We start from the raw sequence: 20918 nt of genomic DNA on the forward strand, positions 1-20918 counted from the left end.
TCCTATTTATTTTGGCGGTCATCAGGCATCACAGTTAAGGTCAGCCCTTTAACATTAACAATGGTGACGTGATCACCTTGTTTGAATTGTTGATGGTCTTTGGCTTTAGCTCGCCATAACGCACCGTTGAGTTGAACGCGTCCTTCGCCATCGATAAAGTCATCGCTTACCACGGCGACCTTCCCAGGGTAAGTCTCTAAACCCGTCGTTACACGCCGGCGACGAATTTTGAGCAGCAGGCCGACGGTCAGCACGATTAGAGCCACGGAAAATATGGCAATACCAAAAATCAAAGGAAGGGCGATCTGGAATCCTGGTAACTCACTGTCCATGAGAAATATCGAACCGAGTACAAAGGCGACAACGCCGCCTAAGCCCAAAATACCAAAGCTCGGACTGAATGCTTCCGCTATCATTAGTGCAATACCGAGTAACAGCAGACCAAGACCTGCGTAGTTGACGGGCATCATTTGTAGTGCGTACATGGCCAGAAGCAGACAAATCCCACCTAGCACACCGGGTAAGCCAATTCCTGGGTTGTAAAATTCAAGAAGTAAACCGTAGATGCCGATGAGCATTAGAATGTAGGCAACGTTTGGATTGGTGATAACGGCTAGCATTTCTGCTCGCCAATCGGGTGTTCTTTCAATCCATACGGGATTTTCCAGTGACAATGTCACATCACGATTGTTAACTTTAACAGTTTGTCCATTAATGGCTTTGACTAAATCCTCTGGTGAGTTGGCTATATAATCAATAACGTTTAATTCCAATGCCTCTGTGGCGTCCAAACTCGCTGCTTCGCTCACTGCTTTCTCTGCCCACTCTGCATTTCGGCCATGAAGCTTTGCTAAGCCTTTAATATAGGCTCTAGCATCATTAATCACCTTTTTCGCCATTGCGGTTTTCGCGGGAACTTTCTCTGAACCTTCGTTGGTTCCTTCTGACGTTTCTTCCGCGTTTTGATCTTTGCCATCATCCGATGAAGGAGGTTGAGGCGCACCACCTAACGCGACGGGCGTTGCAGCTCCGAGGTTTGTCGCTTCAGCCATGGCGGCTACGTGACTAGCGAGCAAGATGTATGTTCCTGCGCTAGCCGCTCTAGAACCAGATGGGCCGACCCAAGTTGCAATGGGAGTCGAGGAGGTGGTAATCGCGTGAATAATATCTCGCATTGCGCTATCTAAGCCGCCTGGTGTGTCCATCTCTAAGATCACTAAACTGACACCGTTTAGTTGAGCTTCTTCTATTTCACGAGATAAATAGTCGCTAGTAGCAGGCCCTATAGCGCCTTTGACAGGAACAATCCAAACGGTATTCGCCAGTGCTTGACTGGCCATCAAGAGTAAAGGTAAGAACCATATCCATAGTCGTTTCACGCAGTCCTCCTTGTGTGGTCACAGGGACTTTTTGAAATCCTAATTCAAGTATATCCAAATAACTTAGAGATGCTTGAGTATAGGTTCTAATGAATAAGTTGCCGAGGCTAATTAGGAGACTACTTTTTTATATATAAACGCTGTGTGAGATAGTAAACTAAAGCAAATTATTGGTAATTGTGACGTTTATGTTTATTGTTCAGCGTTTGATTAAGTTGGCCGTTATCTGTGCCGTATTCTTTACTATTTTCGATCTGATCTCGTATGGAGAGGTGACTTGGTTTCAACGGTTTTTGGCTTTTCTACACTAAACTCAGATTTCAATACGTTAGCTACTCATAAGGCGATCGGTTTCTTCCTATTCGCCTTATTACTCCCTCTTCAACCAAAGCCTTAAACAAAGCAATACTTAACTCGTTTTTTCAACTTCCTGTCGGTGGAAAAAACGCCAAAGTGCAACTAAATTCATATCAATGACAAGTTTAAGGTATGTAGTTGATGAGGCAATTCAGCGCAATCGCACTAGCTGTTGTAACACTCATTTTGAGCCAAACAACAACCGCAAGAAACGCGAAGATGTTAGGTGATATCTCCCTAGTTCAGCCCATACAGGGTGATCCTAATGTGGATATTAAGCTAGCGAGAATTGGCTGGCATCTCTTCCGCGATCCTCAATTATCGTCAAATGGTAATGTCAGCTGCGCGACATGCCACAATCTGCAAACCAATGGAGCTGAAAATACACCAGTCTCTACGGGGGTGAAAGGTGATGGAATTAGAAATTCTATAACAGTGTTTAATGCAGCGTTAAATTATCGTTTTTTATGGGATGGTACGGAAAACACCTTGATGGCTCAGATAGATGGTCCAATCCATAATCCAATGGAAATGGACTCAAACTGGCAAACGATAGAGCAATATGTAAAAGAGAGTGAACATTATCAAGCGCTATTTAATCGTGACGGTGAATTGCCGATTAACGTTCATAATATCAAGTCCGCTATTGTGGAGTTTGTTGAAGGGCTGCAGACGCCTGGCGCACCATTCGATGCTTACTTATTGGGTTACACGCATGTACTGAGTGAACAGCAAATCAGAGGTTGGAAAACATTTCAGACTTCAGGTTGTGTGCAGTGTCATCAGGGCAAAAATATCGGTGGAGCGATGATCCAAAGGTTCGCCTATTTCAAGGATAAGCCAGTAGTAGAGGACTCGGGCAGGCAACTCGTTACGATAGAAGATGAAGAGCGATTCTATTTTAGAGTAGCCAGTTTACGCAATGTCGCGCTAACGAGTCCTTATTTTCATAATGGGCAAGTCGATAAGTTATCCGACGCGATACAAATCATGGCTAAAACCCAGCTCGGTATAACGATGAACGATGAGAATGTCGCGGACATTGAAGCATTCTTGCAGTCGTTGACAGCACCTAGACCCATAATTTTAGAGGTGTTGGAAAATGAATAAATTCAAACTGATCAACTTTTGCTTTTTTATTGGGATACTGACGTGCTGCACACTGGCGTATATGTCGTATATGAACTCAAAAAACGCTCAAGAATTTCATGCAGAGCTAATGAACATCGGACATGAGTTGATTGAAGAGCGTGATGTTATCGTGAACCGATATGCCGTTGAAGATAGAAAAAACTATGAGTTAACAACATCTTTAGTAGAGATAGAAATCGCAGCACAGGCACTGTTGGAATCATCAAAGGCATCAGTTTGGTTTCCCGTGACACCCAATCGTATAAAAGTTAGGGATACGCTTGAACAGTTTAAGGAGCGAGTGCTTCAAACAACGTTGAAGCTTGATATGTTAATTGGTGTTCAGGTAGAAAATCGGTATGCATTACTCATGTTGTTCAATTTATATCAGCAAGAGGTTTCTATCGAGAGCGGTCAATCATTGGGTGGCAGTCGTTATTTTGAATTTCTCAACCAGTTGCTTCTAACACAAACTGAAGTTGAGAGTGAAAAGGAAGCGAACTTCCTTAAACGGCTTCAAACGAGTGATAAAAGAATTGAATTGCTGACGAATGAACTGCTTGATCACACTTATATTGAGTTTGTCGAAAGCTCAGAGCATCGGTTACTCAATATTGCTCAAAGTGAGGCGCGTTTTACGTGGTTGTTTGTATTTATTGCGGTGATGTTTCTAGTTAGCGCGTTTGTTTATCAGTCACATCACCGAATGCATAACTTAAAACAGTTGAATCTTGAAATTGAAGAGGCGAGAAACAAAGCCGAGCGAGCGGCAAAAGCGAAATCAAATTTTCTCGCTGCAATGAGTCACGAACTAAGGACGCCGATGAATGGTGTACTAGGGCTTTCTCAAATGATTGCAGAAGAGACCAAAGAGCCGACGACGAAAGAGCACATTAGGGTTATTCTTGACTCTGGCCAGCATCTGATGACTATCCTCAACGATATTTTGGATTTTTCTAAAGTTGAAGAAAACAAACTGGAATTTGAGCAAGCTAAGTTTAAGCTCGATCAAGTGCTTTCTCCAGTGTGTAGCGCAATAAAGCCACTTGTTGATGAAAAAAATATCGAGTTAATCTTGGAAAACGAGGTTTCTGAATATACTGAATTTACTGGGGATTGTGCGCGTTTACGACAGATCTTGTTTAATCTCGCCGGTAACGCGGTGAAGTTTACCAATGAAGGGCATGTGCTGGTTAGAACCGAGTTAGATGAATCGAATCAGTTGTTGGTCATGCGCGTGAGCGACACCGGTATTGGTATTGCGCCAGACAAGCACGAGCATATTTTTAACTCGTTTGAGCAAGCAGACTCATCAACGACTCGAAGGTTCGGCGGAACAGGGCTTGGGTTAGCCATCGTCAAAAAACTAACCGATTTGATGGGTGGCCATATTACTCTGAAGAGTATAGAAGGCGTTGGAAGTCAATTTATCGTTGAGTTGCCGATTCCTTGGGTAGAATCTGCTCCGAAAAAGCAGCAAGAAGCACCGAAACCTCGCGCAAAATCAAACCATTTAAAGATACTACTTGCTGATGATAACCGTGTGAATGCCATTGTGGCAAAAGGGTTTTGCGAAAAGCTTGGGCATGAAGTGGAAGTTGCAGAAAATGGATTAATCGCGGTTAAAAAGGCGAAAGAGAACGAGTACGACCTGATCTTGATGGACAACCATATGCCCGAGATGAATGGCGTTGAGGCGACACGCGTTATCCGACAAGAGTTAGGTATCAAGACATTACTCTTTGCGTACACGGCAGACGTATTTCGTGAAGCTCACGATAGCTTTATTGAAGCAGGAGCAGACCATGTGCTTACGAAACCGCTACAGCATGAGAGCTTTTCAGACGCTCTCAAACAGTTTGCCGCCAGACTCGAACCGAAACAGAATCCGCCACTAACGAGTGACAGCAATGTGCTTCAATTGCAACGTAAGCCAATCGAGAACTTAAGGTTAACAGAGGAAGAACTCTCCCATTCAGGCATGTTTACTTCTTTACGAGATGAGCCAGAAGCGCTCGACGAGTTGCTAAAAAGCATTATTGTCGATTTTGAGACTTCGGTTGATGAACTTATTGAATACTTTATGGCTGAAGACTTTGCTTCATTAGAGCTGACGTTGCACAAAACGAAAGGGATGGCACTGAACCTAAGTTTACCTATTTTGGCGAGCCAAACGGAGGCCCTGGAAACTCAACTTAAAGCCAACCAAAGTCCCGAGATTGAGCAGTTGCAGATGCTGATCAATCGGTTACAGGTCAACATCCATCAGTCTCATAGACTTTTGGATGATATCCAGAAGAACAATGCCGATCCTCAACAGATTTTATAGTCCCTGTGAGTGCGATGCTTTCCTTAACTCATTTTGTTGTGGTTTACTGTGGCAAGGACGGATAGTGTTGATTCGTCGTCGGAAAATCAGGGAGTTAGAATGAGTAAGCATTCCGCTTTAATCAAATGGCATCGTAAAGCTGGCGAAGAGTTTAGTGATAATAAGTATAGTCGGGCACACATTTGGCAATTTGATGGAGGGTTGCAAGTCCCAGCATCTCCATCTCCCCACGTAGTGCCATTACCACTATCCGTAGAAGAAAACGTTGATCCAGAAGAAGCGTTTGTCGCGGCACTTTCTAGTTGTCATATGCTCGTTTTCCTGTCTATTGCAGCAAAGCGACGTTATGTTGTGGACAGTTACTTCGATGAAGCGGTAGGGGAGCTTGAAAAAGGCGAAAACGGAAAAGAGTGGGTATCAAAGGTAACGTTAAACCCTAAGATAACATTTTCAGGTGAAAAACAACCGACACCATCTCAATTAGAAAAACTGCACCACATGGCCCATGAGAATTGCTTTATCGCCAACTCCGTTAAAACAGAAGTGACAACGCTTATTGCGAATTAAGTGAAGCTCTTTATCGAAAGCGCGGCCTATTACAGAGTTATATTAAGCCAGCAGTCATCCTGCTGGCTCGTTCATCTAGACGACACCTTGCTCAATCATTGCATCAGCGACTTTTCTAAAGCCTGCAATGTTGGCGCCTAAAACTAAATTTCCAGGTTGGCCAAACTCTTTACTGGTTTCGTTTGCATTGATGAAAATATTTTTCATGATGGTTTGCAACTGACTATCCACTTGTTCAAACGTCCAGTTTTGCATGCTGGCGTTTTGCGCCATTTCAAGTTGACTGGTTGCAACACCGCCAGCATTGGCTGCTTTGGCAGGCCCATAAGCTATGTCTGAGTCCACGATAATATTGGCAGCATCACGGGTGGTTGGCATGTTCGCCCCTTCACTAATCAAAATACATCCGTTTTCGATAAGAGCCAGTGCGTCGTCTGACGTTAATTCATTTTGAGTCGCACAAGGGAAGGCAGCATCAGCCTGATATCGCCAAACAGCATGCCCTTCATTAGGATAGTCGCCCTCTGGTGTGTATTCTGCTTCAGGGTAAGTTTCTAAATATTCTTCTAAGCTTGCTCTTTTCACTTCTTTCAGTTGTTTGAGGAGCTTAAGATCAATACCGTGCTCATGATAGATCGTACCTCGAGAGTCGCTGCATGTAACCGGCGTTGCTCCCATATGGTACAGTTTTTCAATGGCGTAGATAGCCACGTTGCCAGCACCAGAAACGAGGCAAGTTTTCCCTTTCAATGAATCGTTGCGGTCGTTGAGCATGCATTCTGCAAAATAGACGGCGCCATATCCTGTCGCTTCTTTTCTGGCGAGTGAGCCCCCCCAAAGCAGACTCTTGCCTGTAAGCACACCTTCGTAGCGCCCCGTCAATCGTTTGTATTGACCAAACATATAGCCAATTTCGCGCGCCCCGACGCCGATATCGCCTGCGGGAACATCGGTGGCAGGACCGATATGACGGTACAACTCGTTCATAAATGATTGGCAAAATCGCATGATCTCGCCGTCGGATTTTCCTTTAGGATCGAAGTTTGAACCGCCTTTGCCGCCACCGATAGGAAGGCCAGTCAGTGCGTTTTTAAAGATTTGCTCAAAGCCGAGAAATTTTATGATGCTCGCATTGACTGAGTGATGGAATCTCAATCCTCCTTTGTACGGCCCCAAAGCAGAGTTGAATTCAACTCGATAACCTTTGTTTACTTGCACATTTCCAGCATCATCAACCCAAGGAACTCGAAACATGATTTGACGTTCTGGCTCGACGATCCTCTGGATAATCGCTTGTTCCTTATATTTATTATTGCCTTCTATTACCGGCGCGAGAGAAGTTAATACTTCTTCTACCGCTTGGTAAAATTCTTTTTGCGCAGGGCTACTGTGTTGCAACGCAACAATAGTATCGTGTATGTATGACATAGATTTCTTCCTTGATGTGAATAAGCAATCAGTTTATATGAATGTATTTCCATTAAATAGTGATTTTGACCAAGATTCAATGGTTGTAGTGGTCTTTCCTGCGGATGAGAATGTGCAGCTTCTAACCCAGGCAGTGTTGGTTGAGATAGGTAGGGCGAGCTAAGTAAGCGGGTGGTTGAGTGATCAGTTTCACATATAACAAGCAGAAATCACTTTAGTCGATGTTGTTGTGCAGTTACGCAAATTGTTTATGTTAACGTCATGTTAAAGTTTGTGTGTGTGATAACTTGTGAAAAGACAACTATATGGATGAGCTTAAGGTTCTGAACTCGTTTATTCAGCAGAATGGTCTACCAGCGTTTGGCCACCTTGATGGAATTCCAACATCGTTACAGCTAGATAAATTTACTTACCTCGATGAGATGGATAAGCCAGTGTCTAAGTGGCGCCGTTACCGCGATTATAAGCAGTTTCAGTTCGTCAATTTGGTCACACCTGATTACGTCATTGGAGTAGCGATTGCTGATATACGGTATTTAGCATCCGGCTTTTGCTACCTGTTTGATATTAAAAAGAATAAGTTGATTGAGCAACAATGGTTGAAACCTTTTAATATAGGTTATCAAACTCAGCCTTCCAGTTGGTGCAGTCTTGCCCATCTTGCTAACAAAAGAGTTCAGTTTTCTATTAAGGATGGTATTTGGCACGTCCACTTTGTGACAGAGTCAGTCAATGCGGATCTCTATTTACGTCCAGAAAACATGAGTTTGCCATTAATGTTGTGTACGCCAACAGGTTATGCGGGTTGGACATATACTCAGAAGCACAATGCGTTAGCAGTAGACGGTAACTTGTTCATATTAGGAAAAGAGCAAGATCTTTCAGAGGTGGCTGCTGGTTACGATTTTTCCGCTGGGTACATGCGGCGAGAAACAAGTTGGCGCTGGGCGAGTATCAATTGCTTTGAGGATGACAGGCGTCTGGGGTTGAACTTGGCAGCTGGCGTTAATGAAACTGGCTATTGCGAAAATGTATTGTGGATTAATGGTCAGCGTCACTTTTTGCAACCTGTGCAGTTTCAGTTTTCACGAAGTGATGAAGGGCAAAAGTGGCATATTACGTCTGAAGATAAACGAGTTAACTTACAGTTCACGCCTTTGAATCGACGCTCAGAGAAGAAAAATTTTTGGCTTCTCAAAAGTAACTTTCGTCAGTATATCGGTTATTTCTCTGGCTATCTTATCGATGGAAATGGCATCAAACATCAGTTAGAAGAAGTTATGGGTCTTACTGAAGATCACTATGCAAAATGGTAGAAACACAATGGATTGGACGCAGTTGATGGACCGCCCAGAATTACTTCTGATGATTCTGGCTCCAGTTTTCTTTTTCTGCATGCTTGCCGAATATTGGTTCGGACAAAGAAGGGGACGCTTGCCTGAAAGCGCAACGTATTACTTCCCTGAAGTAGCGTGTAATTTTGTTCTTGCGGGCTTACACCAAGCGACAGACATACTCACGGGTTTACTGATTGCTCAGTTGTATTTGTGGTGGTTTGATTGGCGTTTGTTTGATATCGAAATGAGCGTCTCAGCTTTTCTTTTACTTGTTGTCCTGCAAGATTTTTTCTATTACTGGTTTCATCGGGCTAGCCATCGTATTCGTTGGATGTGGGCCGCGCACGTTGTTCATCACAGTTCGGAAAGAATGAACTTCAGTACCGCCTTTCGTCAAAGTTTAATGTATCCGCTAGCGGGGATGTGGATTTTTTGGTTGCCCTTGGTGATTATTGGTTTTGAGCCAAAATGGGTTGTCTTCGTTGTGTTGTTTAATCTGGGCTTACAGTTTTTTGTTCACACCCAATCAATTCGTTCGCTCGGGCCACTAGAGTGGGTATTTAACACGCCGTCTCACCATCGCGTTCATCATGGTGTGAACCGTCAGTACATCGACAAAAATTATGCGGGTGTATTAATTATTTGGGATCGAATGTTCGGAACGTTTGAACCAGAGGTGGAAACGGTTCGGTATGGGGTTTCTAAACCTGTAAACAGCTTTAATCCCATCCGCGTGACGTTTGCAGAATGGAAAGACATGTTTTATGACGTAACTCGACCAAACTTATCATGGAAACAACGCTGCCGCCGTTTGTTCGCTCCGCCATCGGATTTTTATGAGTAAATTGAGATAAAGAGATTGGAGCGGGCAGCGGGAATCGAACCCGCATCATCAGCTTGGAAGGCTGAGGTAATAGCCATTATACGATGCCCGCGCATCGATAGGACTCGGTTAATATGCCACACTGGACGAAAAAGAAAAGTCTTTTCTCATCAAATGTTTGTCAGTTGCCTAAAAAAGTAGCGGACTGATGTTAAAGTGTTCATTGTCTCTGGTTTTTTGTGGCACTCGCGATTTCGTTACTAAGCCTAGAGGCTTCCAATTAGGTCGTAAACACCGAATTCTTAGGTGTTTAGATGTTGATGATATTCAAGATTTTTTGTGCAAAGGTTAATCTCGTTTATTGAACAGTCACGTTTCATGGTCAAGACTAGATATTGAAATGATTACTTTTTACTGTTGATGCGTATGTATAACACAGGGTAATTCTGCTGAAACAGTCAGCTTAACCAAAGGAGATTTAACATGATGAGAGGTTTGATATTAGGGTTGGTGGTGATGCTGGTATCTGCTTGTACGACCGTGACAACCGATGTAGATAAACAAGCCGACTTTTCAGCTTACAGAACGTTTGACTTCGGTGCTCAGGCGGAAGCTCCTACCAGTATTGATGGTCGACGTATTGAGCAAGGGCTTGCTGAACAGCTTGAGGGTAAGGGTTTAAATAAGGTAAATAGTGGCGGTGACCTTTACGTACATCATGATATCGTAGAAGAATCCGAGCTTGTTTCTTCAGGATCGTCGGTGAGCTTTGGCTATGGCTGGAATAGCTTTGGTGTGATCACTTCAAGCCCAGAAAGATATAAAGAGCGTAAGTATGGGAAGTTGGTGGTTGAACTGGTTGATGCAAAGGCTAATCAAGTCGTTTGGAAAGGCGTTTCAAGTCGTAAACTGTCTGAGTCAATGAGCTCTGAGAAAAGAGAATCTCTCATCCAAGAAGAAATCGCGAAGATGTTTGAAAGCTACCCTTACGGTGAAAAATAATTAGTATTCTTAACGATTAAGAATACTAATTGCCAATAGTTACGCACAGGGTTAAAAGAACTTATCATTTTGGTTCTGGTTACCTTTGTGCGTACGACTCTGATTGCTTTACTCGGACTACTTTTCTGCTTGTTGGCTCCGAGCATGAGCCTTGCGTACTCACACCCAAATTTTCTTTCCGTTCATAACCAGAATATCGCTGTTGACGCTAAGTCGAAGCACTTTTCAGAACATCCCATCTCTTCAATACAGCAAGACTTTCCGAGTTTAAACAGCCGGAATGTATTGAGGGTTAGCCATGCTAAGGAAATGAGCTCGAACGACGATGTAGAACCCGAATGGTTTGAAATGCTTGATGTAGCATGGTGGGCGCATCGTTCGGCAATTTACTCGATGAAGCGGCTAAAACGCATCGGTAATGAGGCTTTAGGTTGTTGTATTGAAAGTATTTTTACTCACTCTAAATACAGAATCGGCGTGAGAAAAGAGTCGAATTTCATATACCGCTTTATACATGCTCGCTAACACATTCCATGTTTTTGCAACTTTTGGTTAATTATGCTTAGGAGCGGTTTATGTTTGATTCGATCATTCAGGTCTTGAGTGCTTTTTGGCATCAAGATTTCACGGCGTTAATGGCGCCAGGCAGTGCAGGTTTGGTTTATTTTGTTGTTGCTGTGAGTATCTTTTTGGAAAGTGGTTTTATTCCTGCTGCACCTTTCCCATGCGACAGTGTCGTCGTATTATCCGGTACGCTGGCGGCGGTTGGCGTCCTTGACCCAATTATGATCATGTTGGTGATAGCTGTTAGTGCGGGGTTGGGAAGTTGGGCGGCTTATTTACAAGGCAAGTGGCTAAATCGCTTACCTAAGGTTCAAGGCTGGGTGAGTGCGGTTCCTCAAAAGCGTTTGGAACAAGTCGACGTATTACTCAGTAAACATGGATTGGTTGCGCTTTTGTGCGCGCGGTTTATTCCGGTTGTTCGTTCCCTATTGCCATTAATGATGGGGTTGCGAGTGAAACGTATTAGTAAATTCCATTACTTTGCGTGGCTGAGTGCGATTTTATGGACGCTGATATTATGCGGTTTTGGTTCATTACTTCCTTTGCTACCAGAAAATATGAGCAAAGCAATCACAATGCTATTAATGGCGGCACCAATAATTACTCTTGTGATTGGAGTGCTTAGTTTCTTGTTTGTTAAAGCACGTCGAGCGACCTGTAAACCCAAGGATGTGTCAGAGTTTTCCCAATAAGTTTACTTTGATTTGCACTTTTAAGCTTGTATGCAGATTAGACCTCTAATCGACAGGTTTTTGTCAGTAAAAAGAAAGGCGCATACATTGCGCCTTTCTTTTTGAGTGTCGTTAGGGTTTCGAATTTAATAGCCAATGCTATATAGGTATTCGCCAACTTCTTTGCACTGAGACTTGTAGATGTTCTCTACTTCAGACTCATTCTTATCTGCTGCTTTAAATTCAAGTTCGGCAGACGATAGCTGGTCAAAGCTGTAGTCTCTCTCAGACATTAAGTAGTGTCTGAACATCGCTCTGTGTTCCGGAACTGCAATACGTGCGTTAGAAACGTTGGCACACTCTAACAGAGTGTCGTTACTCATTTCTTCTGGCTTAGTTTCTGTGTTTGCTAAGGTTGAGCCCGCTGCAAATAGTAATGCTAGTGCGATGGTTGTAGCGATTCTTGTCATTATATGGACCTCAAATTGGTTCTAGTAACAATGAGCATATTGGTTCTTATCGTTACATTTTCGTGTTCTCTGTATGTCATAAAAAGTTAAACAACAGAGAAGGCGTTGCGACCATGAGTAAAGACGTACATTAAGTTCGCTTCCTTTCTTCCTGAGAGGCGATAAAGAGAGCGTTGACTCATGAGTCCGCCATAACTGTCTAGAGGTAAGCGAGATGCTTGTTTTGCCAACTCCAGTAGTGGTGGAGAAGAGAAAGCAATAAGTAAAAAATAATCAGGAGTAAAATCTGATGATAAAACGCCATCAGTAGCTGATGTTCGGCGACAGGAGACAAGCCCGAACAACTCGCGCTTTATATGTAGGTAGTAACTTTCTGAACCCCAAGAGCTCAGAGAAGCTGAGGCATGAAAATCAGTGTGTGCTAGCTCAAAATCGTCCTGTTGAGAGAGTTTAAGTAGGCGCTCGGAAGTGTAATGTTTGGTGTGGTGCCACTCATGCGCATATGAAGCTGTGATGAGCCCTGAGAGCAGGGACAAAGAAAGCATCAATAATAAACGGTGTAGATAACGCAAGAAGTAACCCTAAACATATAAAGCCACAGTTACCCACCATGATTAAGGAATCTTAGTGGAACTATGATAACGATGAAAGCCAGTGTCTGATCAACTCAGCGTATACTAACGAGATGGAAGGGGGATGAACAGAGTTTTCTGATCGCACTTAGGTATATCAGCGAATAACACAATAATTTTCGCTTTCGAGTAAGCGAAAATGGAAAGAGAGTCGTTGCACAGGACGATTAAGCTAACAGGATTATTACTAGGGAAGAAATAGAATCTTCTTTTTCTTCCCCATATGTGTCGCATCGATATTATGCGCTTGCGTAAATAACGCTGCCGCCTTTTATGGTGTCAATGATCTCGCGAGACAACTTCTCTGGCAAAGCAGGGCAACCCCAACTGCGTCCGAGGTATCCATTCTTCTTGATGAAGGAAGGGTTTGCGTAATCGGCACCGTGCACGACAATGTAACGCTCGCGAGCTTTGTCGTTTAATCCAGAGCTTAGCCCATCTAATCGAAGTGAATAGCCATTTGAGCCGTAGTAAGTGGTATCAGTCAAAAAAGTGCCCAATGATGTTTTTCGCGAGTTCACGACATTTGAAAACTGTGTCGCTGTTTTCTTTCCGCTGTTCACGCCGTGAGAAACATACGTATTGTAGATTAGCTTCTTTTTATCTAAATCCACCACATAAAAACGCTTTTCAGTTGATGGTTTACTATAGTCGATGATCGTTAGTACCGACTTCTTTCTATCGGGTGTCTTCTGATAAGCGATGTAAGCGTCACTGAACAACTTAAAGTCTACTATGCCATCTAGCTTGGCTTGTTTAAACACATGTTCAACTTGCTTTGGTCGTAAATGATCCCTGGGTTCGTTATCTGATTGTTTTGCAAAAGCAAAAGGTGATACAGACAACAGCGCACATGTAAATAATATAATTAATTTTTTCATCTTGGCTAAATAAAACTCTATGGTGTTACAAATTTACCGATTGCTTCATGCATTCGTTAAAACAACATGCACATCAATATAATTCTATTCCCAATGTTTCTTATTGCACGCTTAGGTGCTTGATATTGGGTTGACGATAAGTTTTCGAGTTAAAAACTAACTGATTGAAACTTATATAAAATATGAAGTTTAACGATGGTTTCTATAAACTTCGGCGTAAATAATATCTGATATATGTAATTAATAAAACTGTGTTTAAGGATATTTGTGAAGTTGCTAATTTATAAAAACGGCGTTTTATTTTTCGTACTTTAGAAACTCTTTTTATTTCAATGTGTTTTCTTTTTCTACACTTTATCCAATACCTCAAAAGTTTGTGACTTAACTCGTAACAAATCGTAACGCCGAATCGTTATGTGTATAAGTGCATTTATAATGTATGAATAAACAACAGGGTGGTAAGAAAAGGCAGTAAAACAGCGGTGAATCGGTTGTTTTTAATTCACGATTGACAAAGCTAAGTCTAAGTCGTTCAAAAATTGAACTTGTGAATGTATCATTTAAGTGAGGGTGATGAGCTCAACAAAAGTGAAGTGACGCGTGCTACTGTTTATTTTCTAATTTATTCGATTACATAAGGAAGGGTACATAGTAAAAATTGAAAAAATAATTCTATCGTGTGGATTAAAATATATAAATAATAAAACTTCGAAATTAAAAGATAAGAACGCCAGATCTTAATTCATTAAATTTTTGAACATGAAATTAAACTCTATCTATTATGCTCGGTTTGGTTTGGTGTGAAAGCGCTCATCTCATTAAGAAAAGCGCTAGAATTTATTTAAGGACGGTTATGACAGCATTTAATAAAGTGTTTATTGTCACTCCCAATGTTAATGATTTTGCAATGTTGCAAGAGTCGCCATTGGAAATGTCTCTTCAAGTAACGGCAAGCAAACCTATCCAACTCTATGGAGAGTCTGTTAAAGCCAGTTGGAAAAGTATTGATATTGAATGGTTAGACGTTATGGGTGAAAAGCCATTGCCCAGGCCTGATATTGCAGCATGGGGATCTTTTACTCTTGCTGTATCCGCTTCTATTGCGGATAAGCTCGATGTGTTGAGCGAGAATGTCGAATTTTTACCATTAAATCTACAAGGAAAGCCTTGGCGAGCATTAAACATTGTCACTCAAATTGATGCCATTGATACCTCTGCTACCGAGTATAATCTTCGTCATGGTAAGCTAAGTCGTGCTAGACCGTTTAAGAAACTCGTTTTGAATAGAGAAGCCGTTAATGAATCTGACTTGTTCAGAGTAAAAGGTGCTGGGCTCAGAACGTTTTGCACGGACAAAAAAGGTGGCTTGTACGATAGCGTCAAAGCGCTGAATTTGACCGGTTTGGATTTCAAGGAAGTGCTGGTTTAAAAACGAATAAATAGTGATTTACTCGACTAAAGTCATAGATATAGGTATGGGGGAACAAAAGCTGAGCATCTATCAATGAAGCTCATATATAACTAAATACAGCCGCCACAGTTGTGACAGCTGTACGTCTCCCCTTAACTTATGTTCTTGAAACCCTAATTGAGCTGGCCATGGACGCATCAAATCGACTGTCGTCATTTGCCGATTGCCACCACAAGCTCAATTGTTCTTTAGTCATTGGTTTGCCAAATAAATAGCCTTGCATATAGTCGCAGCGGTATGCCGATAGCCATTCATGCATCATATTGTGTTCAATACCTTCTGCTGTAACCGTTTTATTCTGGGCATGGCATAGCTCAATAATAGGTTTGATCACATGGCCGTTGTTGGTCTTCATCAATGTAACGAGGAACTCTCGATCAAATTTGATTTTTTGAACCGGATACTGAACGAGCTGAGTTAACGATGTGTAACCAGAACCAAAGTCATCAATTGCAAGACGGTAGCCACGTTTTGATAGCTCATCAAGTAGAGCCGTGCCTTGTTGTTCTGCGGCAAAGGTTTCGGTTATTTCTATCTCAATACATTCTGGTTTAACACTGTGCAGTGTCGCTTGTTCATGGATGTAGTTTGCCATTTCTATCGAGTTTAGCTCTGCTGATGAAAGATTGACCGAAAGAACAATATCCTTACCGAAAATATTCCTTAATTGATGGTATTCCGCCGTTGCATTGGCGAAAACCCAGCGGTCAATTTTATCAAATAATCCGGCTTGCTCTGCAATTGGAATAAACTCCTTTGGAGGGATAGGGCCGATACCTTCGGCTTCCCAGCGCAACAAGACTTCTAACCCCTCAATTTCGTTGCTTCGATTGTTCATATAGGGTTGAAAAACAAGGTGAAATTCTTCCTCTACATTGCTTTTTCGGAGCGCACGTTCAAGTTGACTTCGTCTTTGAGACTCAATATTGAGAGCGGCTGAATAATAGGCGTATTGATTTTTCCCTGCCCGTTTTGCTTGATACATAGCCGCATCGGCACTGGAGAGTAACTTCGCGATGTCAGTACCGTCTTGAGGATATTGTGCAATACCTACGCTTGCCGTAACAGGAAATGAATTACTCCAAGATGAACTGAGATTACTAATCGGTTTTAGCAGCTCTGATGCAAGCAAATCAGGCAAGCGTTTTACCTCTTGATTTGAGCTCAGCAAAATTGCAAATTCGTCACCAGATAACCTGGCGGCAAAGCAGGGGCTGTTGTAATCGTGCGAGAACTTTTGACAGGCATTCTTGATGTGTGATGAGAACACTTTTAATAAGTTATCTCCCAATTCATGCCCGTATTTATCATTCACGTATTTAAAGTTATCAAGATCGACGTAAACAACCCACAGAAACTGCGAAGGGGAGATAAGTTCACGAGTGGCAAGCTCATGAAAACGATGGCGATTGGCGAGTTGCGTCAGGTGATCCGTTTCAGCTAGGCGTTTTGTCTTTTTATAGATGACATTAAGTTCCTCATACATATCAAAAAAGCGTGCAGAGAGGCGTCCTATTTCATCGTTTGTTTCTAGCTTTTCAATATTGTCACGTTGATTAGATTCAAGTTCGTTCAGCTGCTTATCAAGGCGAGAAACAGGGCGCAACACATAGCGGTACAACACCAAAATGATTAATGTGATGGTGAAAAACGCCGCTACGCCAAAGGAGAAAGCAAGTTCTAGCCACACTTTATCGACTTTATTCCACATTAAATATTCGGCAGGAGAAAGCACGGCATAAAAGTGCGGCAGCAGCTCAATGGTTTGAGCGAGAGGAATATCAAGATAAATGGGTTTGTCGGCGAAAGTAATCACGCTGTGCGTGTCAAACTCGATTTCATGCTTAATCTCGTTAAAGGCTTCAAGTGATACGGAAACTACCACAAAAAACACATTTTTCGAGTCAAAGCTCAAAGGGTGAGTCCCCGTTCTTTTGTCGACGACCTCATATTGAAGAAGAATGCTTTGTCCACTGGAGTTATAAATAAAGCCAGTGTGACTGAAAGCCTCTCTCTCATTGAAACTTCGTGATATGTACTCTAACACCTTTGGGTCGACCACGCCCGATGATTCGTAATATTTGTTTTCTGTGTAGTAGAGAAGGTTTTGTTTTCCGTCGAGGATCGCCATGCTCGCATCGCCTTTGTAACCATGGCTCAATACTTCAGCGGTCTCGTCTAATCGGTTAAACAAGACTCGTTCACGATAGGGGTTGTTATGATTTACCAAATAGTCTTGTAATACATCACTTTTACTGAGCGTATAGGCATAACTATTAAGAAAAATATTTGCTTGTCGAAACTGCCCGGCGAGCTTTTCCATTTGCAACTGAATATAGCTGTCTTCCCGCTTGATGAGCGTCACTTTTTGAATGCTATAAATAATATAGCTAGATACTAACGCGCTTAATAAGATCACTGGCGCGACAAGCAAAATGACTCTATTGCTTAACTTCATTATGGTTCTTAGTTTCCGTTTGTGTCCCTACAAACGTCGCGTACCAGGTAAGGTACTGAACGGATGATGTGTTTTGGCAAATTGTAACCAGATTGTAAGGTGAGCGTTCTCCAAAATCAGGCAGCTATCTAAGAATTGTGATGACGTGAAAGGTTTCGAGCTTATTAACTAGAGGTTTTCTCAGTAGTTGGACGTCTCTTTTCCTCCCTCCCTGTATAAAACCTAACTGTAATGACAGGGAAATACCGTCATCGAAACGTTTCGATGGTAAAGTGTGACTCAAGTGCACTTTTCCTATTCAATGACAATTGAATTACAGATCATTCTCACACCTTATCGATCTCACACTGGTCAAATTGCGATGACGAATTATTATTTCATCGAAACGTTTCGATGAGTTTTCTGTTAATAACGAAAACATTTTAAAACAGGCGCTCATGGTTGTATGAACGTGTAACCGAAAGGTCGATGAGATGAAAAAAAGTACCCTAATTAACTCAGATATTTCTTACTTGGTGGCGACGCTAGGCCACACCGACGAGATCACGATATGTGATGCTGGTCTACCAATCCCAGAGCATGTTCAGCGAATCGATTTGGCGCTAACGCATGGGGTACCAAGTTTTCTTGATACTGTTCGCGTAATTCTATCTGAGTCCCAAATCGAAGGGGTCATCATTGCGGAAGAGTTCTCTGATGCAAGCCCAGTTTTGCATGAAGCGTTGCTCAACGAACTGAGCAAAGAGAGTGAAGAAACGGGCAAATCTATTGAGGTGAGCTACGTGTCACATGAAGCGTTTAAAGCACGCACGGCCCAAAGTCGCGCTATCGTAAGAACGGGCGAATGCTCGCCATATGCGAACGTTATTTTCCAAGCGGGCGTGGTTTTTTAAGCCAGAGATATTGAGGACAGATTATGACTCAAGCCATTCTACAACTAAGCGAAATTGAGAAGGCGTTTCCGGGCGTAAAAGCACTCGACAAAGCAAGCCTGAATGTTTATCCAGGCCGTGTTATGGCGCTGATGGGTGAAAATGGAGCAGGCAAGTCAACGCTAATGAAGGTGTTGACAGGCATTTACCACATGGATGCGGGGAGCATTCAATATCAAGGTCAGCCGGCGGCCTTTAAAGGTCCACGCGATTCACAGGAAGCTGGTATTAGCATTATTCACCAAGAGCTGAACCTGATTCCTGAACTGACGATTGCTGAAAATATTTACTTGGGACGAGAGTTCACTGGATCCTTAGGGCGTATCCAGTGGGGCAAAATGTATGACGAAGCTGACAAGCTTTTAAAACGTCTGAATGTAAAGCACTCATCAAAAACATTGCTTGGCGATTTAAGCCTTGGTGAACAACAAATGGTGGAAATTGCAAAGGCACTTTCGTTTGAGTCGAAAGTCATCATTATGGATGAGCCAACGGACGCATTGACCGATACCGAAACGGAATCACTGTTTAAAGTGATTAATGAGCTTCGTGCTCAAGGATGCGGCATCGTATACATCTCGCATCGTCTTAAAGAAATCTTTGAAATCTGTGATGATATTACGGTGCTTCGTGATGGTAAGTTTATCGGTGAGTGCAAGGTGTCCGACACTGATGAAGATGGCCTAATTGAAATGATGGTTGGCCGAAAATTAGAAGAGCAATATCCACGTATTGATGTCCAACATGGCGAAACTTGTCTTGAAGTCATTGGTTTGACTGGGTCTGGCGTTCAGGATGTGAGCTTTACTCTCAAGCGTGGTGAGATTCTTGGAATTTCTGGCTTGATGGGCGCAGGCCGCACTGAACTCATGAAAGTCATTTACGGCGCATTACCTAGTGAGCATGGTGTTATCAATCTTGATAACAAAACTATTAACCCGGTTAGCCCGCAAGATGGCTTGGCAAATGGTATCGCTTACATCTCTGAAGATCGCAAAGGCGATGGTTTGGTTTTAGGTCTTTCGGTTAAGGAGAACATGTCACTTTGTTCGCTAAACCAGCTGACCAAAGGCTTCCAGATTCAACACAGCGACGAAGTGATTGCTGTGGAAGATTTTATTAAGTTATTCAACATTAAAACCCCAACGCGAGATCAAATCATCGGCAACTTATCTGGTGGTAACCAGCAAAAAGTTGCGATTGCGAAAGGGTTAATGACGAAACCTAAAGTTCTGATTCTGGATGAGCCAACACGTGGTGTTGATGTCGGAGCAAAAAAAGAGATTTATCAGCTCATCAACAAGTTTAAGGCCGAAGGCATGAGCATCATCTTGGTTTCTTCCGAGATGCCTGAAGTGCTCGGCATGAGCGACCGTATTTTAGTGATGCATGAAGGTCGTATCACTGGCGAATTTGATGCGAAAGACGCCGATCAAGAAAAATTACTCGCCTGTGCCGTAGGCAAAGAGATCAATGAGGAAGCAGCATGAGTACGAATACCATGAGCAAACCAACCGAAACGAGCAACAAGAAGTTGTTCACAAAAGAGTGGCTGATTGAACAAAAATCACTGATAGCTCTGATCTTTCTGATCGTTGTTGTGTCATTTTTGAACCCGAACTTCTTTACGGTCGACAACATTCTCAACATTCTTCGTCAAACCTCCGTGAATGCCATTATCGCAGTGGGTATGACATTAGTTATTTTAACAGCAGGCATAGACTTAAGTGTTGGTTCGGTATTGGCATTGTGTGGTGCCTTTGCGGCAAGCATGATTGCGCTTGAGGTTCCGGTGCTGGTGGCGGTTCCAACTGCTTTAGTCGCAGGTGCAGCGTTAGGTGCGATCAGCGGTATCATTATTGCGAAGGGTAAGGTGCAGGCATTTATCGCTACGCTGGTTACCATGACGTTACTACGCGGTGTGACCATGGTGTACACCGAAGGTCGTCCAATCTCGACAGGCTTTACTGACACCGCGGATGCGTTCGCATGGTTTGGTACTGGCTACGCGCTAGGCATTCCAGTTCCTGTTTGGTTAATGGTGGTTGTGTTCGCTGCGGCTTGGTATTTACTTAACCACACGCGCTTTGGTCGCTATGTTTACGCACTAGGCGGCAATGAGTCTGCGACTCGCCTATCAGGTATCAATGTAGACCGAGTGAAGATTGGTGTCTACGCCATCTGCGGTATGTTAGCAGCGCTTGCAGGCATTATTGTAACGTCTCGTCTTTCTTCGGCGCAGCCAACAGCAGGTATGGGCTACGAGCTAGACGCTATCGCAGCGGTTGTTCTTGGCGGTACCAGCTTGATGGGCGGTAAAGGCCGTATCATGGGTACCTTGATTGGTGCGCTGATCATCGGTTTCTTGAACAATGCACTTAACCTACTTGATGTTTCTTCCTACTACCAAATGATTGCAAAAGCAGTGGTTATCTTGCTGGCGGTATTGGTAGACAACAAAAACAAGTAATTCATAACAATCTGTA

At 42.8% G+C, this 20918-nt stretch carries 18 protein-coding genes and 1 tRNA gene; 12 read left to right on the forward strand and 7 right to left on the reverse strand.

Annotated features, from left to right (window positions below; genetic code table 11):
* Nucleotides 1–2 precede the first annotated feature (2 nt).
* Nucleotides 3–1379, reverse strand: a complete 1377-nt coding sequence (locus R7Z47_RS06340; protein WP_256902737.1) for an NfeD family protein — start codon at nt 1377–1379, stop codon at nt 3–5.
* Between the two features lie 498 nt (nt 1380–1877).
* Between R7Z47_RS06340 and R7Z47_RS06345 the strand changes: the two genes are divergently transcribed.
* From R7Z47_RS06345 to R7Z47_RS06355, 3 genes are all read left to right on the forward strand, one after another.
* Entirely contained in the window at nt 1878–2846 is a 969-nt protein-coding gene (locus R7Z47_RS06345) for a cytochrome-c peroxidase (protein ID WP_017820324.1), read from the forward strand.
* Complete coding sequence (locus R7Z47_RS06350; RefSeq protein WP_256902736.1) at nt 2839–5196, forward strand: ATP-binding protein; 2358 nt, start codon at nt 2839–2841, stop codon at nt 5194–5196. The genes R7Z47_RS06345 and R7Z47_RS06350 overlap by 8 nt, the downstream gene beginning before the upstream one ends.
* A gap of 99 nt (nt 5197–5295) precedes the next feature.
* Nucleotides 5296–5763 (forward strand): OsmC family protein, encoded by a 468-nt coding sequence (locus tag R7Z47_RS06355; RefSeq protein ID WP_017820322.1) that lies wholly within the window; start codon nt 5296–5298, stop codon nt 5761–5763.
* Between the two features lie 75 nt (nt 5764–5838).
* Here the strand turns inward: R7Z47_RS06355 and gdhA are convergent, their stop codons facing one another.
* Complete coding sequence (gene gdhA / locus R7Z47_RS06360) at nt 5839–7191, reverse strand: NADP-specific glutamate dehydrogenase (protein ID WP_017633658.1); 1353 nt, start codon at nt 7189–7191, stop codon at nt 5839–5841.
* 305 nt (nt 7192–7496) lie between these two features.
* On the opposite strand from gdhA, the gene R7Z47_RS06365 reads away from it, so the two are divergent.
* On the forward strand, nt 7497–8507 hold the full coding sequence (locus R7Z47_RS06365; RefSeq protein WP_053307607.1) for a DUF2804 domain-containing protein: 1011 nt from the start codon (nt 7497–7499) through the stop codon (nt 8505–8507).
* 7 nt (nt 8508–8514) lie between these two features.
* On the forward strand, nt 8515–9372 hold the full coding sequence (locus R7Z47_RS06370) for a sterol desaturase family protein (protein WP_005373167.1): 858 nt from the start codon (nt 8515–8517) through the stop codon (nt 9370–9372).
* Between the two features lie 16 nt (nt 9373–9388).
* Here R7Z47_RS06370 and R7Z47_RS06375 read toward each other — a convergent pair.
* Nucleotides 9389–9463: transfer RNA gene (locus R7Z47_RS06375), tRNA-Gly, on the reverse strand.
* Between the two features lie 371 nt (nt 9464–9834).
* Here R7Z47_RS06375 and R7Z47_RS06380 point away from each other — a divergent pair.
* From R7Z47_RS06380 to R7Z47_RS06390, 3 genes are all read left to right on the forward strand, one after another.
* On the forward strand, nt 9835–10353 hold the full coding sequence (locus tag R7Z47_RS06380) for a DUF4136 domain-containing protein (RefSeq protein WP_053304498.1): 519 nt from the start codon (nt 9835–9837) through the stop codon (nt 10351–10353).
* Between the two features lie 87 nt (nt 10354–10440).
* Complete coding sequence (locus tag R7Z47_RS06385; RefSeq protein WP_234499406.1) at nt 10441–10878, forward strand: hypothetical protein; 438 nt, start codon at nt 10441–10443, stop codon at nt 10876–10878.
* Between the two features lie 50 nt (nt 10879–10928).
* Complete coding sequence (locus R7Z47_RS06390; RefSeq protein ID WP_054577812.1) at nt 10929–11609, forward strand: DedA family protein; 681 nt, start codon at nt 10929–10931, stop codon at nt 11607–11609.
* A gap of 125 nt (nt 11610–11734) precedes the next feature.
* Here the strand turns inward: R7Z47_RS06390 and R7Z47_RS06395 are convergent, their stop codons facing one another.
* The 3 genes from R7Z47_RS06395 to R7Z47_RS06405 all read right to left on the reverse strand — a co-directional run bounded on the left by R7Z47_RS06395 (nt 11735) and on the right by R7Z47_RS06405 (nt 13571).
* Nucleotides 11735–12058 carry a hypothetical protein gene (locus tag R7Z47_RS06395; RefSeq protein WP_005373158.1) on the reverse strand — a complete coding sequence of 108 codons (324 nt, stop codon included), beginning with the start codon at nt 12056–12058 and terminating at the stop codon, nt 11735–11737.
* A gap of 86 nt (nt 12059–12144) precedes the next feature.
* Nucleotides 12145–12603 carry a hypothetical protein gene (locus R7Z47_RS06400; RefSeq protein ID WP_017633653.1) on the reverse strand — a complete coding sequence of 153 codons (459 nt, stop codon included), beginning with the start codon at nt 12601–12603 and terminating at the stop codon, nt 12145–12147.
* 326 nt (nt 12604–12929) lie between these two features.
* A complete protein-coding gene (locus tag R7Z47_RS06405) occupies nt 12930–13571 on the reverse strand; it encodes a murein L,D-transpeptidase catalytic domain family protein (RefSeq protein WP_017633652.1) in 642 nt (213 codons plus the stop codon).
* Between the two features lie 853 nt (nt 13572–14424).
* Between R7Z47_RS06405 and R7Z47_RS06410 the strand changes: the two genes are divergently transcribed.
* Nucleotides 14425–15000, forward strand: coding sequence for an imm11 family protein (locus R7Z47_RS06410; RefSeq protein WP_017635389.1), 576 nt, complete (start codon nt 14425–14427; stop codon nt 14998–15000).
* Nucleotides 15001–15139: 139 nt separating this feature from the next.
* On the opposite strand, the gene R7Z47_RS06415 is transcribed toward R7Z47_RS06410, so the two are convergent.
* The gene (locus R7Z47_RS06415) at nt 15140–17500 is read right to left on the reverse strand and encodes an EAL domain-containing protein (protein ID WP_167416090.1); all 2361 of its coding nucleotides are present in this window, start codon (nt 17498–17500) and stop codon (nt 15140–15142) included.
* A gap of 473 nt (nt 17501–17973) precedes the next feature.
* Between R7Z47_RS06415 and rbsD the strand changes: the two genes are divergently transcribed.
* The 3 genes from rbsD to rbsC are packed head-to-tail and all read left to right on the forward strand — an operon-like array spanning nt 17974 to nt 20902.
* Complete coding sequence (rbsD, locus tag R7Z47_RS06420) at nt 17974–18393, forward strand: D-ribose pyranase (RefSeq protein ID WP_005382620.1); 420 nt, start codon at nt 17974–17976, stop codon at nt 18391–18393.
* 23 nt (nt 18394–18416) lie between these two features.
* Nucleotides 18417–19922, forward strand: coding sequence for a ribose ABC transporter ATP-binding protein RbsA (gene rbsA / locus R7Z47_RS06425; RefSeq protein ID WP_025767874.1), 1506 nt, complete (start codon nt 18417–18419; stop codon nt 19920–19922).
* Nucleotides 19919–20902, forward strand: coding sequence for a ribose ABC transporter permease (rbsC, locus tag R7Z47_RS06430; protein WP_005373145.1), 984 nt, complete (start codon nt 19919–19921; stop codon nt 20900–20902). The genes rbsA and rbsC overlap by 4 nt, the downstream gene beginning before the upstream one ends.
* Nucleotides 20903–20918: the final 16 nt, after the last annotated feature.

The sequence above is a fragment of the Vibrio sp. 1641 genome, assembly GCF_033339995.1.
Classification (GTDB): Bacteria; Pseudomonadota; Gammaproteobacteria; order Enterobacterales; family Vibrionaceae; genus Vibrio; species Vibrio alginolyticus.